5 protein-coding genes are annotated in these 18,281 nt (G+C 72.5%); 3 read left to right on the top strand and 2 right to left on the bottom strand.

Going from position 1 to position 18,281, the window contains the following annotated elements; genetic code table 11:
* Positions 1 to 9: 9 nt before the first annotated feature.
* A complete protein-coding gene (locus tag EDD29_RS21530) occupies positions 10 to 6,411 on the bottom strand; it encodes a neuraminidase-like domain-containing protein (RefSeq protein ID WP_148086040.1) in 6,402 nt (2,133 codons plus the stop codon).
* A 187-nt stretch (positions 6,412 to 6,598) separates the two neighbouring features.
* Here EDD29_RS21530 and EDD29_RS21525 point away from each other — a divergent pair, with 187 nt between their 5' ends.
* On the top strand, positions 6,599 to 14,074 hold the full coding sequence (locus EDD29_RS21525; RefSeq protein WP_123666145.1) for a SpvB/TcaC N-terminal domain-containing protein: 7,476 nt from the start codon (positions 6,599 to 6,601) through the stop codon (positions 14,072 to 14,074).
* Positions 14,075 to 14,326: 252 nt separating this feature from the next.
* Here the strand turns inward: EDD29_RS21525 and EDD29_RS44955 are convergent, their stop codons facing one another.
* Positions 14,327 to 15,031 (bottom strand): TetR/AcrR family transcriptional regulator, encoded by a 705-nt coding sequence (locus EDD29_RS44955; protein WP_170201498.1) that lies wholly within the window; start codon positions 15,029 to 15,031, stop codon positions 14,327 to 14,329.
* 109 nt (positions 15,032 to 15,140) lie between these two features.
* Here EDD29_RS44955 and EDD29_RS21510 point away from each other — a divergent pair, with 109 nt between their 5' ends.
* Both EDD29_RS21510 and EDD29_RS21505 read left to right on the top strand, forming a co-directional pair.
* Positions 15,141 to 16,427 carry an MFS transporter gene (locus EDD29_RS21510; RefSeq protein WP_170201497.1) on the top strand — a complete coding sequence of 429 codons (1,287 nt, stop codon included), beginning with the start codon at positions 15,141 to 15,143 and terminating at the stop codon, positions 16,425 to 16,427.
* A gap of 38 nt (positions 16,428 to 16,465) precedes the next feature.
* A complete protein-coding gene (locus EDD29_RS21505) occupies positions 16,466 to 18,211 on the top strand; it encodes a glycoside hydrolase family 3 protein (protein ID WP_123666143.1) in 1,746 nt (581 codons plus the stop codon).
* Positions 18,212 to 18,281: the final 70 nt, after the last annotated feature.

Genomic DNA, 18,281 nt, shown 5'->3' with positions numbered 1-18,281 from the left:
CCTTCGTGTTCAGCCGGAGACGATCAGGTCGGGAAAGGCGAGAGGGTCGGCCGCCGGTACGGCGAAGCGCCCGAACGGGGTGGTCCGCAGGAGGTCGGTCGGGTCGGGATGGACGTAGAAGACGTGCCTGCTGTCCTGGAAGAAGAAGGGTGCCTGGTGCGCGTCCTTGAGTCGGTGCATCGGCCCGACCCCCCGGTAGGGCGACTGGCTCTTGCGCAGCACCATCAGGGGGTGAAACGGGTCGTCCCGGTAGCTGACCACGAACGGGCCGGCGCTGGAGAACTGCCGGTCCGCGGGGAATCCCGGCGGACCACCGGTGTCGTCCTGCTTGCGGACCGGCAGGCTGTGCGTGGTGTAGAGCCGGAAGTAGGAGTTCCCCGTGCCTCCCGGGCTGGGGTTGAGCACGACGATGCCGAGGCTGTCGCGCACCCCGGTGCCGTCGGTTTCGATGTCGGAGGCGAGCTGCAGCGTCAGCGGATCGCCGATGACGCTGAACTGGGCGCCCAGGTCGATCGGCCGATCGGGGTCGGAGGTGCGCGGCGACTGCCACCGGTTGTTGTAGTACTCGCTCCAGAACAGGCTCACGGTCAAGGTGGCCGTCGCCTTCAGGGCGAGGTCCTTCACGGCGAGGTCGCCCAGCCGGACACCCGGCTGGGCTGTGGCGGCGAACGGTCCGGGCTGCCGCCGATCGGGCTGCCTGGACACCGACAGCCAGAACAGCAGGAACCTGCCCTTCCAGATCACCGGCAGCACCGGATCATCGGGGATGTCGACGTTGACCCGCTCCCACGGCCGCCACGTCCCGTCGAGGGTGCGGTGGTAGTAGCCGCGTTTGGCGCCGGACGTGCGGCCGATCACGTGGACCAGCGGGTCGGGGACTCCGGTGCCCGCGGCGTCGCGCTCCTGGACGTGCATGCCGGCGATCTCCAGGTGGGCCACCTCGTCGAGGCGTTCGAGGTAGTGGCCGAGCGCGACGGACGCGGCCTGGTCGGTGATGTCGGACTGGAGCAGCTCGGATTCCACCTCCCGGAAGAACGGCGACTTGTCGTCGCGCAGGTCGGGGTCGAGCCAGTTCTCCGGGAAGAGGAACACTCTGCGGTTGGCCTCCCAGATCCGGTACCGCTTCATCGCCTCCCAGCGCTTCGGGTCGATCGACTCGGGCGGGACCTCGAGTTCCAGGTTGAGCAGGAAGCGCGTGACGAACAGCTGCACGGTCGAGATCGCCTGGGCGATCCGGGAGGTCGTCATGCACGGGTCCATCTGCACGTCGATCAGCAGCCGTTCGTAGAGCCGGTCGGGGGTGGCGAACCCGCCGGTGACCTCGTCCAGGGCGAGGTCGGGGTCGGGGTTCTCCTGGTGCATGACCCGCGCGACCAGGGCGTCGCGGGCGGTGCGGCGGAGTGCGTTGTGGATCGGGCGCACCACCTCGGCCCACGCGTCGTCGTCGTAGCGCGCGCGGATGGCGTCCCGCAGATCGCGGACGTCCTGCGCCGACGGCTCGGTCCTGAGGATCCTGGCGAGCACACCGACGGGCAGCACGACGCGCCCCGTCAGATCCAGCACGTCGGCGATCCGCCACAGCCCGTCGAGGGTCCGCTGAGCGTCCCCCGCGAGGCCCAGGTGGGCCGCCACGTCCGCCACGACGGAGGGCACGGCTCCGGTGAGCGCGGCGATCAGCGGACCGGGGGCCGGCGCGGTGGCGGGGGCATCGAGGAGATCTGCGAGCGCGGTGCCGGTGACGGCCCAGCGTTCGCAGAGCTTGCGGTAGCGGGCGAGTGCGGCGATCGCGCCGGCCAGCACGGCCGACGCGGCGGGGCTCGCGGGACCCGGCACCGCGGACAGCCAGCCGACGCCGCCGGTGCGCAGTTCCGGAAGCCGGGCCAGGGCGTGGAGCTCGCGGGGGGAGAGCCGGAACGCAGCCGCGACCTCCAGGGCGGCCAGTAGTCTCCGGTAGGCGGCGGTGAACGCGTCGACGCTGTCGGCCGGGCAGCAGACGGAGCCGGGCAGCGTCGTGCGGGCGACGCCCTCGGCCTGCCACCGCAGCCTCAGCCGCGCGGTGAGCCCGGTCGCGGTCAGCTCGATCCGCAGCGGCCGCAGGGCGGCCGGCGCGACCGGGTCCGCCGTCGTCCAGAGGCCCGCGTCCCGCAGCAGGGGCACCGTGCGGCCGTCGACCTTGAGCGCCACGTCCACGGCGTCCGTCTCGACCGACAGCACGTACGGTCCCGGGACCGCGGGGTCGACGAAGGCGTCCCAGATCCCTCCCACCGGACCGGTGGCCACGCTGGCCGCCTGCCGCAGATCCGCCAGGCCCGGCCCGTAGTCGATCGCGGGTGCGGTCGCGGTCCTGACCGGGGCGCCGGTGATCGGACCCGCCCAGAAACGCGCCCGCAGCCCCGCGGTGGTCACCGCGGCCAGGTCGTCGGCGGCCGAACGCCCCGGCGCGGTGCCCGGCATGGCCACGGGATCCTCGACGAGCACCGCGAGCGCCGCGGGATCCGCGCCGGTCGCGGTGCCCAGCACCTCGCCGAGCAGCCTGCTCCGCAGCTCCGGCCGCAGCTCTTCCAGCAGCGCCTTCCCCAGGGTGTCGCGCTTGGCCTCGGGGTCGCCGGCCGAACCCGCCCAGACCTGCCAGCGCCGCGCCAGCACCGGGTGGGCGCGCAACAGCGGCAGGTACTCGGCCTGCCCCGCGTTGGCCAGGACGGTGACCGCCTCGGCGAGTCCCGCGGGCAGGCCGGGCAGCGCGGCCACCGCGGCGGCAGCCTCCGGGGTGAGGACCCCGCGATGGATCAGCAGCGCGCGGGCGGCGTCGTAGGCCAGGCCGGACGCGACCGCCACCACCGGCTCTGGCAGCGTCGCCTGCTCCTGGGCGTAGGGGGCCGTGTACGTGGAGGTCCCGGAGAGCAGGCCGAGGAACGCGTCGCTCACATCCGGGGGGAGCACCGAGGTCAGGACGGAGCGCAGCGCCGACTCGCTCCACCGCGCCGGCGCGGGCCGGTCGGCGAGCGCGGCGCGGACCGCGCGCAGTACCGGCAGGACGTCCGGGGCGTCCCCGCCGAGGCCCGGCGCCACCACGCGCGAGATCGGGACGCCGGAGTCCCTGATCGCCTGGGCGAGACGCACGAACCGCAGGAATCCGGGGTCGGGCCCGTCGAGCGGCGCGAACGGCCGCAGACCCGTCGCGTCGATCAGCCCGACCAGTTCGGGCACGCTGATCCGCAGTGTCCGGGCCAGGAACGCGTACCGGAACAGTGCGCTGACCGAGGCGACCGACAGGGGCGTCGCGGGGCCCGCCTCGGCCGCGCGCACGACCACGGCGAACTCCTCCGCGGTGAGCTTCAGCGCCGCCTGCAGGGCGGGCCCGTGGTCCAGCAGCTTGGCGTCCTGACGGGCCGGCGGGATCCCGTCCGGGCCGGGACCGAACACCGGGTCGGTCCCGAGCAGCGTGGAGGCGGGGAACAACCTGCGGAACGGCGAGTCCGGCCCACGCGAACCCAGTGGCCCGAAACAGCCGAGCAACCACGGCAGGTCCTCTTCGACATCGAGGCCGAGGAGCTCCGCCGCGGCCAGCAGATGCCCCAGGCGGAGCAGCACGGTGTCAAAACCGGCGTCCAGGTCCCTTCGGACATCGGCGGCGGGCGCGGTGACCGGTCTCTCCGTCGGCCAGAGTGCGGTGACGACCTCGTCGGTGCGCTCGACGCTCCAGCCGAGCCGGGCCCGCAGCCGGACGAACCGGGCGATGCCCAGCAGGTCGACGGGCCGGATCCGGTTGCGCGCCGGGTCGGGCAGCGCCCGCCGCAGTTCGAGCCGCGCGAAACCACCGGTCGCGTCCCCGGCCGGCGGCTCCTGCCCGCTCGGATCGGTGAGCACGATCACGCTCATGATCGGCTCATGGCGCGCGGCCAGCCACTCGACCACGTCCCCGCCGAACGGGGTCAGATCCAGGCCGGGGCGCAGCGCCGCGCGGAACGCCTGCGGCGTCATCGTCCCGTCGTGCAGGGCCTGCACGGCGGAAAGCCCGACCCCGAGGGAGCCGATCTGGACCAGCAGGCCGGTGTGCGGGTTGACGAACCGGGTCCGCAGCAGGCTCACCAGATCCGCGGGGCTGAGGCCGAGGCGGCGGACGAGCCTGCGCGCGTTGCCCACCCCCGCCACGAGCTGGTCCTCGGTCACCCGCGCGGGGTCGTCGCCGAACAGGGCCTGGGCGCTCACCTCCGGCCCGCGAAGCAGGTCGCGTTCGGCGGGGCCGATCCCGGCCCGCTCCCGCGCGAGGTCCTGCCACGACCGGCCGCGTTCCTCGTCGGCGGCGAGCGCGCCCATCGCCTCACCGAGCGGGACCCCCGCCTGCGCGACATACGCGCGCAGCGCGGCCAGTTGCCGGTCCCACGGCAGCGCGAGCGGGAAGGCCGCGCCGCGCAGGACCGAGTACGCGGCGTCGTTCACGAACTGCGGCGATGCGAGGAGTTCGGCCGAACCGGTGCCAGGCGGCACGTCGTGGCCCGCGTACCCGTCGATCGAGGCGTTGACCACGACGTGTTCGAGTATCTCGTTCACCAGGTCCACGTAGGGCAGCTCGGTCTCGGTGTTCTCGCAGCTCAGCGCGATGTGCTGGAGGTCGGGGCGGCGGCTCAGCAGGACTTCGAGCGGTCTGCGGCCGCCGGGCACGGCGGGATCGACGTCGAGGAACTCCAGAAGGTCGACCAGGTACGCGGCGGGGCTGAGCACCGATTCGCACTGCTCACAGGCCCCGGTGTCCAGCGAACCGAACAGGGTCTCCAGGTTCGGCAGCGCGCGCGCCCCGGCCGTGCGGACCGCGGCGATCGGGCCGCTCGCGGCGGCGGGCCCGCCGCGAGGCACCGCGAACACCTCGGGGGCGGTGCGCGCCAGCAGATGGCTGGTGGCCGTGGCCAGGACGCCGCCGTGCACCTGCTCGCTGCGGCGGAACGTCTCCCGCGCGATGTCCGCGCCGCCGAGCGCAGAGGCGAACCGGGCGACGAACGTCCCCTCGCCCTGCAGCGCGACCGCCCGCGCGGAGTCGAATCCGAGTGCGCGCAGCCCGCGGACGGCCTGCGGAGCCCCGGCGACGGCGACGACCCGCTGGAGGGTCGCGATCTCCTCGCGGACGGACGGTTCGAGGTCGATCGCCCGCGCGTCGAGGAACTCGTCGACGGGATGGACCGTCAGCTCGAACCGGTCGTGGTACTCGGCGAGGAACTCCGCGACGGCGCGGTCGGTGCCTTCCGGGCCGCCGACCGGGATCATCCCCTCGGCCACCTCGGCGCCGAGCACGGCGGTGGGGTGCCGCAGCCGCAGTTCCTCGGCGAGGATCCGCGCGTAGGCGTCGCGGCGTGCGTCCTCGTCGTCGCCGGGGACGTCGTCGGGCACCGGCACCTCGGCGGTGAGCGCCTCCCGCCAGCGGCTCGCGCGGTGGTAGCCGGCGGCCGCGAGATCCCCGACCCGTGCGGGGGCCGTGGTGTCGTGGAGTCTTTTGATCAGGGGCGCGTTGTTGCGGGTAAGGGCGGCCAGCGCGCCGTCGAGTTCCAGCCGGGCGGCAGGGCCGGGGAACTCCGCGCGCACGCGGGCCCACAGCGTTGCGGGGGAGTCCCGGTGCTCGCGGTAGATCCGGGCGAAACGGCGCCGGTCGGCCGCCTCGGGCAGGCCGGTCCGCAGCAGGTCCTCCAACCGCACGTCGCCGACCCCGCCGGGCAGGTCGAGCACCTCGCGTTCGGCGAGCGCGCGGGCGGTCTCCAGGCTCGCGGGGATCGCCTCCGCCAGTTCGGGCGCGATGATCCCGTCCGCGGCGGCGCGGGACCAGACGGACTCCAGCACCGCGGACGGGGCGAGCGTCCAAAGCCGTGGTCCAGCGGGGAGCCCCGCCCGGTAGAGCGCGTAGTGCAGCGCGGCGGGGATCCCGGTGCGCTCGGCCTCGCGGCCCGACAGCGAGGCCATGGCGACGGAGCGGGCGTCCCAGCCGCTCTTGGCCGCCGCGAAGGTCACGTCCCTGCGCTCGGCGTTCTCGACGAAGGCGGCGAGCCGCACCGTGCCCGCACCGGTGCGGGCCGACGTCCGGTGGAGGTCGGCGACGAGGCGGCCGTACTCGTCGGCGGGTACGGCGCCCGCCTGGAGTTCGACGTCGATCCGCTCGTCCGGACCCGCGTCGAACCGGGTGTCGGACCGGGCGATCACCTCGCCGTCCCGGACCACCCGCACGAGGAGGTCGAGGCTCGCGCCGGGCGCCGCCCGGACGGGTTCTGGGTCGAATCCCAGCGAGAACGTGCCGTCCGGCCGCAGCTCGGCGGCGCCGACCAGGTGCTCTCCGCCGAGGCGCAGATCCATCACCTCGATGGAGACGCCGTCGACCGCCGCACCCGTGCCGTCGAGCACCGTGCCGCGGACCTGGAAACCAGCTCCCATCGTGCAACCTCGCAGTCCCATGGCCGGACCCGTCGTGTTCCGTACCGATCACATCCCCGCTGACGCGCCCGTGATGTTCATGGGATCCGGCGGGTTAGGGAAACAAAACGGTTGATTCGGGTGGGCATTACGCAAGCCCGCCGCGGCCCGGGTACAACCAGCGGGGAGAGAGAGCCGAGGTGACGCGGTGTCGCATGCAGATCTCCTCGGGCAGGACGGCGGCCACGCGCGCGGGGACCGGCTTTCCCGCGGGCCGGAAGCCCCGGCGGTGACGCTGCCGAAGGGCGGCGGGGCCATCCGTGGCCTGGGCGAGAAGTTCGCGGCGAATCCCGTGACCGGCACCGGGACGGTGACGGTGCCGATCGCCACGAGCCAGGGCAGGTCCGGGCTCGATCCCGAACTCTCCCTGGCCTACGACTCGGGTTCCGGCAACGGCGCCTTCGGATTCGGCTGGAGCCTGTCCCTTCCCTCGATCAGCCGCAAGACCGACCGGGGCCTGCCGACCTACACGGACTCGGACGTCTTTCTGCTCTCCGGAGCCGAGGATCTGGTACCGCTGCACGGGCCGGACGACACGACCACCGATCCGCGGTTCGCCATCCGGCGCCACCGGCCGAGGATCGACGACCTGTACGCCAGGATCGAGCGCTGGACCCGGCTCGCGGACGGCGACACGCACTGGCGCGTCATCACCCAGGACAACCTGCTGTCGCTGTACGGCGGAGATCCAGAGTCGAGGATCGCCGACCCGGAGAACCCCGCCCGCGTCTACTCCTGGCTGCTCGGCGAGACCCGCGACGACAAGGGCAACGTGGTCCGCTACCGCTACGTGAAGGAGGACGGGCTGGGGGTCGACCTCGCCCGCCCGTCGGAGCGGAACCGGGGAGCCGCCGACGATCCGCGCCGTTCCGCCAACCGGTATCTCAAGCGCGTCGAGTACGGGAACCGCCGTCCGCTGCTGACCGAGGACGGGCGCCGGCCCCGTTTCCTCGCCGATCTCCCCGCCGACCGCGTGGCGGACGCCGGATTCATGTTCGAAGTGGTCTTCGACTACGGCGAGCACGACCCGGACGACCCGGCGCCGCGGGACCGGGGTGCGTGGACGTTCCGGGAGGACCCCTTCTCGTCCTACCGCGCGGGGTTCGAGGTGCGCACCACCCGCCGCTGCCAACGAATCCTGACCTTTCACCACATTCCCGGCGGAGACCTGGGCTGTGACGGCCTGGTTCGCTCCACCGACCTGGCCTACTCCGCGTCCGAGGAGACGGGTTCCGGGTACAGCCTTTTGCGCTCGGTCACCCAGACCGGCCACCGGCGCGCGGGGGAGCGCCTCCTCCGGCGAAGCCTCCCGCCCCTGGAGTTCGAGTACTCCAGCCCGGTCGGCCCCCGGCTCGTCCAGGAGATCGACCCGGGCATGCTGCGCCACCTGCCGGCCGGCGTGGACCCCGCCGCGTACCAGTGGGTCGACCTGAACGGGGAGGGCGTTCCCGGCATTCTCACCGAGCAGGCAGGCGCCTGGTTCTACACGCGCAACCTGAGTCCCGCCGGAACCGGATCCGTGTGGTTCGCGCCGACGCGGCAGGTGGACCCCAGACCGCGACCAGGGCTGGACGGCGGCCGTGCCGCGTTCATGGACCTGGCCGGCGACGGCAGGCCCGACCTCGTCGTGCTCGACGGCCCCATGCCCGGCCTCTACGAACGTGACGACGCGGAGGGATGGCTTCCCTTCCGTCCGTTCGACTCCTCGCCCCGTCGCGCGCTCACCGGCGACGAGGTGCGGATGATCGACCTGGACGGGGACGGCCGCCCGGACGTGCTGGTGCTCGAGGACGACGCGTTCGTCCGGTACCCGTCCCTCGGCGAAGCCGGTTTCGGTCGTGCGCTGCGGGTGCCCGTGCCGTCCGACGAGGAGCGCGGTCCCCGCCTGGTGTTCGCAAACCGGAACCGGGCGGTCCACTTCGCCGACCTGAGCGGCGATGGCCTCCTCGATCTCGCCAGGATCGAGAACGGGGAGATCTGCTACTGGCCCAACCTCGGCCACGGCAGGTTCGGCGCCAAGGTGACCATGGACGGCGCGCCGCTGCTCGATCATCCCGAGCAGTTCGACCAGCGGCGCGTACGGCTCGCCGACATCGACGGCACGGGTACCGCCGACCTCGTCTACCTGCACCGCGACGGAGTTCGGCTCTACTACAACCGGTCGGGCAATGGCTGGAGCCCGGCCCGGCCTCTAGACGGGTTCCCCCCGATCGGCTCCGCGGCGTCGATCCAGGTCACCGACCTGCTGGGCGACGGAACCTCGTGCCTGCTGTGGTCCTCGCCGCTGCCGGACGACGGCGGACACCGGATGCGCTACGTGCGGCTTACCGGTGAGCGCAAGCCGTACCTGCTCATCAAGACGGTCAACAACCTCGGCGTCGAGACCCTCGCCGACTACGCGCCCTCCACGAGATTCGCGCTCCAGGACGAGTCGGAGGGCCGCCCGTGGCGCACGCGGCTGCCGTTCCCCGTCCATGTGGTGACGCGGGTGGAGACCAGGGACCGGATCGGCCGCAACCGGTTCGTCACCAGGTACGCCTACCACGACGGCTTCTTCGACGGCGCGGAGCGCGAGTTCCGCGGCTTCGGGACGGTGGACCAGTGGGACACCGAAGAGATCGGCGCCCTCACCGGCGCCGCCGACGAGGACGCCGCCGCGCACCTGCCGCCCGTCCTCACCCGCACCTGGTTCCACACCGGCGACACCGCAAGGCTCCCGGTCGGATCGCTCTCTCCTGCGCTACCGGAAGGGCTGCCGCCAGAGGAGGAACGCGAGGCCCGCCGCGCGCTCAAGGGCACGATGGCACGCCAGGAGATCTATGCCCAGGACGGCGACCCCAGGCAGGAGCATCCCTACAGTGTCGTCGAGCACGGCTTCACCGTCCGGCTGGAACAGCGCAGGGGCGCCGCCGGGCACGCGGTGTTCACCGTGCATCCCGCCGAGACCTTCGAGCGCCTGCACGAGCGCGACCCCGACGACCCGCGCGTGCGGCACTCGATCGTGCTGGAGACCGACCCGTGCGGCAATCCGCTCAAGGAGGTGGTGATCGGCTACGGGCGACGCCGTCCCTCGCCGCTGCCGCACACCGCGGACCAGGACCGGCAGAACACCCCGCTGCTCACCTACACCGAGAACCGCCGCACCGAGCCGATCGATCTCCCGGACGACCACCTCACCCCGCTGCCCGCCGAGACCCGCGTCTTCGAGCTGACGGGATATCCGCGGAACGGGCCGGTCCACCGGCCCGGCGACTTCGTCGATGCGGGCCTCCAGCCGATCTTCGAAGCGGAGATCGGGTACGAGGAGACCGCGCACGGTGTCAGGAGGCGCCGCCTGATCGAATGGACCCGCGTCCTGTACCGCGCCGACGACCTGTCCGCGCTCCTGCCGCTCGGCCGGCTCGAGCCCCGGGCGCTGCCGGGCGAGACGTACACCCTGGCGCTCACGGACGGGCTGCTCGGCCGCGTCCTCCAGCGCGACGGCGTCGCGCTGCTCCCCGACCCCGACACCGTCCTGCGCGGCCCGGGAGGCGACCGCGGCGGGTACCTGCCCGGCCGGGACCTGATGGCCGGCGGCCTCTTTCCCGCCACCGACCCCGATGGGCTCTGGTGGGTCCCGTCCGGGCAGGTCTTCCTGTCGCCCGACGCCGGAGACACCGCCGCGCAGGAACTCGCGCACGCCCGCGAGCACTTCTTCCTGCCGTGCCGGACCAGGGACCCCTTCGGCGGCCTGGGCCTCATCCGGTATGACGACCACGACCTGCTCGTCGTCGAGACGCGCGACGCGGTGGGCAACCGGGTCACTGCGCAGGGGAACGACTACCGGGTCCTGCAGCCCGGCCAGGTGACCGATCCCAATGGGAACCGCACCCAGGTCGCCTACGACGCGCTCGGGTTCGTGGTCGCGACCGCGGTGTGCGGCAGACCGGGCGAGAACGCGGGTGACTCACTCGACGGGCTCGACCCGGACCTGACCGAGGCGCAGATCGCCGGGCTGCTCGACTCGCCGGGGACCGGCGCGCACGCCCTGCTCGGCCGGGCGAGCAGCCGGCTGGTCTACGACATGTTCGGCTACCTGCGGACCGCCGATCTACCGGACCCGCGGCCCGCGGCGGTCTGCGTCCTCACCAGGGAGACGCACGACGCCGACCTGCCCCCCGGCACGCCGACGCGGATCGGGTTCGCCCTCGACTACTCCGACGGGCTGGGCAGGATCATCCAGCGCAAGGAGCGGTCGGCGCCCGGCCCGGTGATGGACGGCGGACCCGTGGCCGACCCGCGCTGGACCGTAAGCGGCTGGACCGTCCTCAACAACAAGGGCCTGCCCGTCCGCACCTTCGAGCCCTTCTTCAGCGCCACTCACCGGTTCGAGTCCGGCGCTGCGGTCGGCGTCGGGCCCGTCACGTTCTACGACCCGCTGGGCCGCGTCGTCGCCGTCGTGCATCCCGACCACACGTACGAGAAGCTCGTCTTCGACCCCTGGCGGCACCTCACCTGGGACCGGAACGACACGGTGCTCGCCGACCCTCGGACCGATCGCGATATCTCCGGGTATGTCGCTGGGTTCTTCGCGGGTCTGCCCGGGTGGCGGACCTGGCACGCCGAGCGCGGGAACGGAGATCTCGGCCCGGTCGAACGCGCCGCCGCCGTCAAGGCCGCCGCCCATGCGGACACCCCGACCGCGGTCCACCTCGACGTGCTCGGCAGGCCCTTCCTGACCGTCGCCGATTGCGGGGGACGCCCGCTGACCACGCGGACGGCCCTCGACATCGAAGGCAACCGGCGCGCCGTCGAGGACCTGATCGGACCCGACGGGCTCGGGCGGGTCGTGCTGCGCCGCGCGTACGACCTGATGGGCGCCACGATCTTCGAGCACGGCGCGGACTCCGGGGCCCGCTGGATGATCGGCGACGTCCTCGGCCTGCCGCTGCGCAGCTGGGACCAGCGCGGACACGGCTTCCACACCGAGTACGACGGCCTGCGCCGTCCGCTGCGGACCTTTGTCGACGCCGTGCTGATCGAGCGCCTCGTGTACGGCGAACAGCACCCGGAGGCGACGGCCCGCAATCTGCGGGGCGCGGTCCACCTGCGGCTCGACAGGTCCGGCGCCGTCGAGACCGAGGTGTTCGACTTCAAGGGCAATCCGCTGCGGACCGTCCATCGCCTGGCGAGCGGATCACGGGTCGCCGACCTCGACGGCACCGGGGTGCTCGACCTCGCGGAGGTGGAGGCGGCGCTCTCCGGGTTCCTGGAGCCGGCGCGCCACCAGGCGTCGACCACTTACGACGCGCTCGACCGGCCCGTCACGGTGACCTCGCCGCACACGCCGGAGATGGCGGCCGCGGTAGTCCGGTACTCCTACGACCGGGCCGGACAGGTCCAGCGCGTCGACGTCGATCTCGGGTCCACCGGGGTGGAGACGCCGTTCGTCACCGCGGTCGACTACGACGCGCACGGGCGCCGCACACGGATCGTCCACGGCAACGGGGTGACGACGTCGTACACCTACGATCCGCGGACCTTCCGGCTCGTCCGGATGCTCAGTACCCGGGACGGCGGACGCCTCCAGGACCTCGGCTACACCTATGACCCGGTCGGCAACGTGGTCCACATCCGCGACGACGCCCAGCAGCAGATCTTCTTCGCCAACCAGGTCGTCGAGCCGAGCACCGAGTACACCTACGACGCGGTGTACCGGCTGATCGAGGCGACCGGCCGGGAGCACCTGGGCCAGAACCTCGCGCCCGTCCCGCATTCGGCGGACGACGCGCTGCGGGTGCGGCTGCCCCACCCCGGGGACGGCGGCGCGATGGCGAGATATCTGGAGAAGTACGAATACGACGACGCCGGAAACCTCCTCGCGATGCGGCATGTCGGGGGATCCGGCTGGACCCGTCGGTTCGCCTACGCCGAGCCCGGCACCAACCGGCTGACCGGCACCACCACCGGACAGGGCGAGGCCGAGCCGTACACCTACGACGCACACGGCAACCTGACGCGGTTGCCGCACCTCAGCGGCGGGACCGACCCGAACCTGTTCTGGGACCACGATGATCGGCTGCGGTCGGCCGACCTGGGCGACGCGGGCTCGGTCGCCTACACCTACGACGCGGACGGGCGCCGGGTGCGCAAGCGGTCCGACACGCTGTCCGGCGGGTCGGAGGAGCGCGTCTATCTCGGCGACCTCGAAATCCACCGGCGGATCCGGGGCGACAAGACCGTCGTCCGCGAGACGCTGCACGTGATGGTCGGCGCGGTCCGCGTGGCCATGGTCGAGACGCGCACCTCCGGACAGGACCGCGGGCCGGACCGGCTCATCCGGTACCAGCTCGCCGACCACCGCGGCTCGGCGTGCCTCGAACTCGACGACCAGGCCAGGATCATCTCCTACGAGGAGTACACCCCGTACGGCAGCACCTCCTATCAGGCCGTGGCCGGGCAGACCGAGACCCCCAAGCGCTACCGCTTCACGGGCAGGGAACGCGATGAGGAGACCGGGCTCGGCTACCACGGCGCGCGGTACTACGCGCCATGGCTCGCCCGCTGGACGAGCTGCGACCCGGACGGGCTCGGCGACGGCACGAACGTCTACCGCTACGCGCACGACGATCCGATCGGGATCATCGACCCGGCCGGCACCGAAGGCACCCCGATCCTCACGCCCAGTGGGCAGCCGACCTCGATGACCTGGCTCGACGCCGACGAAGGCAAGACGTCGAGCGTCCCGTCCGCCAGCCTGACCGGGCCGTCCACCGTCACCACGGGCAGACGAGCCCTGCCCGCGGCGCCGCCGCCCGCGGCCCCTGCGAAGCCGTCCGAGCCCGAGGTCTCCGACCCCGAGGCGCTGCGCCGCGCGGAGGGCATGGGCCACATCGAGGCCGGAGACGTCGTCCAGTTCGGCAAGGGACTCTGGAACGGGCCCGCGAGCTGGGTCGACGCTCCGCAGTTCGAGGTGGACGAGCACTACGCCGGCGCGGCCGAAGTCGGCAAGGAGCTCGGCAAGAACCTGGTGATCGAGGCGGGCACGGCCGGCGTGGGCAAGGCCGTGGAGGTCGCCACCCCCTTCCTGCGACGGGCCGTTCGTGCCCCCGCCTTCATGTTCGTCGGCGCGGGCGGCGTGGGCGGTGGCCTGGAGGCCGGACAGGCCGGAGCCAAGGCCGTCAACGTCACCAAGTCGGCGGAGACCGCGAAGAACGCGGTCCAAGCCGCACGTGTGGCCGACAAGATCGCCGAATCCGGGCAGGCGGCGAAAAGTGCTGTCAAAGCCGCTGAAAGCGGCTCTGCCGCCGCCTCCGTCCGCCCCGACGTCCCCCTCCACAAGATCATCCCTATCGACCGCACCGGCACCCGCGCCGGCAAGGCCTACGCCCCCAAGGTCAACCCCAAGCCCGGCGCCTACCGCGGCGTCACCCCCAAAATGCGCAAAGAAGCCCAACGCATCGGCGAGAAGTACAACGGTCCAGGCAAATACGACGTGGGCCACCGCGCTCCCCTCTCCCAAACCCCCGCAGGCGAACGCGTCCGCCTGAGCGCCGAAGCAGCCGCCCAGAACCGCAGCGAAGGCCGAGCCATCGCCGAAGCCAACGCCCAGCGCCGAAAGGCCGGCCTCTACACCCGCCGCTGACGCGGCCTCCTGCCGTCGGACGCGGACGCCTGCGCCGGCCGGTCGGCTCGGCGCGTGCCGCTGCGGCTGCGCTGCGATCCGCTCGGCAAGGTCGGCGAGGCCGTCTGGCGGAGCACCTTCCGGATGAAGGAGCACATCTGGCTCACCGCCGAACGCGCCTGAGCGCGCGGGAGACCGACCGACAGATCGTGGTGAAGTGGGCGGGCACGGTGATCACCCTGCGATACGGGCGAACGACCTCGTCCCGCTGCGTCAGGGCTCGAGCGGCGCCGGTGGTGGGGGAAGCCGGAGGGCGTCGAAGGTGCGGGTGCCGGTGGGGGTGAGGAGTTCGAGGACGGCGGTGTGGACGTGGTCGGCCATGGCGATGTCGCGGTTGAGGAGCCATTGGGCCTGGAGGCCGTCCATGAGGGCGGTGAGGCGGACGGCGGCCTCGACGGGGTCGACGGCCGGGCGGACGTGTCCGGCTTCGCGGGCCCGGCGCAAGGCGAGGGCGGTGCCGTCCTGGATGCGGGCGTAGCGGGCGGCGAAGTAGGGCCGGGCGGGGTGGTCGGGGTCGGAGGCTTCGGCGGAGAGCCGGACGAACAGCTCGATCAGGCCGGGGACGAGCTGGTTGTGCTGGGCCAGGTCGACCATGCCGCGCAGGACGCCCAGTCCGTCGGGGATCCGGGCATAAGGGCGGAATCGCTCGCGGTCCTCGGTGTCGCGGTCCTCCAGGACGGCCTGGAGCAGGGCTTCCTTGTCGGGGAAGTAGTGCAGGAGGCCGGCCCGGGAGATGCCGCAGGCCGCCGCGATGTCGAGGATCGTCGCGGCGCTGAAGCCCTTGTGCGCGAAGTACTCCGCGGCGGTGCGAATGATCGCGGTCTGCCGGGCCCTGCCCTTGGCGTAACCGCTTCGGGGGGACCGGGCGGCGCCACGGGGCGGGTCCTCGGGGGCGGGGGCCGATGCCGTGGGGGTCATGGGACCGACGCTAGCACTGCTTGACAAAAACCTACACAAGTGTAGAAATGTGAGCGCCGTCTCTCCGGACCGTCCCACGGAGAGAGGCCCCGACACCCCGGAGTCCCCCATGGTCGAGACCCTCCCCCCGGAGGCGGCGCTCCCGCGCAAGACGCCGCCCGGCTTCGTCCCCCGCCTCGCCCTCGCCCAGTTCGGCCTGTACATGGCGGTGCTCGCGCCCGTCATCGGCGGCCTTTCGGTCAAGATCCAGAACCTCGTCGGAGTCGACGCCGCCCCCTCTCAGCTCGGGCTCGTCGCCGGCACCGGCGCGGTGCTCGCCATGGTGTGCCAGCCGCTCGCCGGCCGCCTGTCCGACCGGTGCGCCTCCCGGTTCGGGATGCGGCGCCCGTTCCTCGTCGGCGGGGTCGTCACGCTGGCCGTCGCGCTGGTCGTCTGCGCGCTGGCGCCGAACGTTCCGGTGCTGCTCGTGGCCTGGTGCGCGGCGCAGGGCGCGGCGAACTTCGCCTTCGCCGCCTCGGGCGCCACGATCGCCGACCACGTCCCGGACGAGCGCCGCGGCGGCGTCTCCGGCATCGTCGGCGCGGTGACGCCGGTCGGCATCCTGGTGGGCTCGGTCCTGCTGTCGGTGCTGCCGAACGACGTCCTGCGCTTCGCCGTGCCCGCCGGGGTGGCCCTCGTCCTCGGCCTGTGGTTCGCGCTCCGGCTGCCCGACCGCGTCCGCACGTCGCCCCCGGCCGAGCCGCTCGGGCTGCGCACCCTGCTCACCTCGTTCGTGTTCGACCCGCGCGAGCACCCCGACTTCGGCTGGGCGTGGCTGAGCAAGTTCTTCATCATGCTCGGCTACGGTGCGCTGACCAGCTACCTCACCCTGTTCCTCGCCGCGGACTTCGGCATGACCGACACCGACGACCAGCTCGCCTTCAACGCCGTCGCCAACGCCGCGAGCGTGCTCGCCCTCGTGCTGTTCAGTTTGGTGGGCGGGTTCGCCTCCGATCGGGTAGGCAAGCGCAAGCCCTTCATCGTCGGCGGCGGGCTGCTCATGGCCCTCGCACTCGTCGGCGTCGCGGGCACGCCCTTGCTCGGCGACGCGGGGCTCACCATGATCATCGTGCTGGAGGTCGTCCTCGGCCTGGGCGCGGGGCTGTTCTTCGCGGTCGACAACGCCCTGTGCCTGAGCCTGCTGCCGAACCCCGAGGACACCGCCAAAGACCTCGGCGTGCTCAACATCGCCAACGCGCTCCCGCAGTCCCTCGCCCCGTTCCTCGCGGGCGTCGCCGTCATCCCGCTCGGCAACGCCCTGTTCGACGGGGCGGGCTACTCGATCTGGTTCCTCGTCGGCGCGGTGTCCTGCGCGCTCGGCGCCCTGCTCGTCCTGCGCATCCGCAGCGCCGCCTGACCCGCTCTCGAACGTCGCAAGAAAGGCGAATCGCCCACATGACCACCGCACCCCGCTTCCCCTACCAGGACCCGGCGCTGAGCGTCGAGCAGCGGACGGAGGACCTGCTGTCCCGGATGACGCTGGAGGACAAGGCGGGCCTGATGTTCCAGCCGATGTCCGTGGTCGGCGACCTCGACGAGCCCGGCATGTTCAACATGCCGTCGATGCGCAGCCTGCTGGACCGGCGGATCAACCACTTCAACATCCTCTGGGCGAAATCCGCCCGCGAGATCGCCGAGTGGCACAACACCGTCCAGCGGACGGCCAGGGAACACCCGCTCGGCATCCCGGTCACGATCTCCAGCGACCCCCGGCACTCCTTCACCAACAATCCCGCCACGGCCCTGCTCGCGGGCCCGTTCTCGCAGTGGCCCGAGGCGCTCGGCTTCGCCGCGATCGGCTCCGCCGAGCTCGCCCACCGCTGGGCCGACGTCGTCCGCCGGGAGTACCTGGCCGTCGGGATCCGCGTCGCGCTGCACCCCCAGATCGACCTGACGACCGAGCCCCGCTGGGCTCGCGGCAGCGCCACCTTCGGCGAGGACGCCAAGACCACCTCCGAACTCGCCGTCGCCTACGTGCGCGGGCTTCAAGGCGAGGAGGTCGGGCCGGAGTCGGTGTCGGCGATGGCCAAGCACTTCCCGGGCGGCGGCCCGCAGAAGGACGGCGAAGACCCGCACTTCGCTTACGGCCGCGAGCAGGTCTACCCGGGCGGGAAGTTCGACCTCCACCTTGAGCCGTTCCAGGCCGTCATCGACGCCGGAGTCGCCCAGATGATGCCGTACTACGGCATGCCCGTCGGGACCGAGTACGAGGAGGTCGGCTTCGGCTTCAACAAGGGCGTCATCACCGGCCTGCTGCGCGAGCGCCTCGGCTACGACGGCATCGTCTGCACCGACTGGGGCATCCTGTCCAACACCTGCTGGGGCGTGGAGCACCTCGGCTACGAGGAGCGGATGATCAAGTCCCTGGACGCGGGCGTCGACCAGTTCGGCGGCGAGTTCCGGCCCCAGGTCCTGGTCGACCTGGTGCGCGCCGGCCGCGTCGAGGAAGGCCGCCTGGACGTCTCCCTGCGGCGCCTGCTGCGCGAGAAGTTCCGCCTGGGCCTCTTCGACGACCCCTTCGTCGACGCCGACCGCGCCGACTCCCTGGTCGGCACCCCGGAGGCCCGCGCCGAGGGCCTGGCCGCCCAGGCCGCGGCCCACGTCCTGCTCAAGAACGACGACGGCCCCGCCCACCTGCCCCTGACCGCCGCCGACCCCCTCCGCGTCTACGCCGAGGGACTCTCCGCCTCCGCTCTGGCCACCCGCGCCGAACCAGTGGACTCCCCGGAGCAAGCCGACATCGCCATCCTCCGCCTCTCCGCTCCCTTCGAGGAGCGAGGCGAACCGGGCACCATCGAATCCTTCTTCCACGCGGGCTCCCTGGACTTCCCGACGTCCGAAATCACGCGCATCACCACCATCTGCCGAACCGTCCCCACCATCGTCGACGTCTACCTCGACCGCCCCGCCATCCTCACCGAAATCGCCCCCCACGCCGCCGCCCTCACCGTCAACTTCGGCTCCACCGACGAAGCCTTCCTCCAAGTCCTCTTCGGCAACGCCGCCCCCACCGGGACCCTCCCCTTCGACCTCCCCTCCTCCATGGCCGCCGTAGAAGCCAGCCACCCCGACACCCCCTTCAACACCGCCGACCCCCTGTTCTCCTACGGAACCGGCCTGACCTACCCACCCACCGCCTGACCGCAGAGGCCCGCCCTCCCCGAACCCCGAGGGCGGGCCGAACCCGTCCACCTCACGACCGGAGATCAGG

Origin of the sequence: Actinocorallia herbida, assembly GCF_003751225.1 — a bacterium.
GTDB lineage: Bacteria > Actinomycetota > Actinomycetes > Streptosporangiales > Streptosporangiaceae > Actinocorallia > Actinocorallia herbida.
This window is presented reverse-complemented; position numbering and strand designations above follow the sequence as displayed.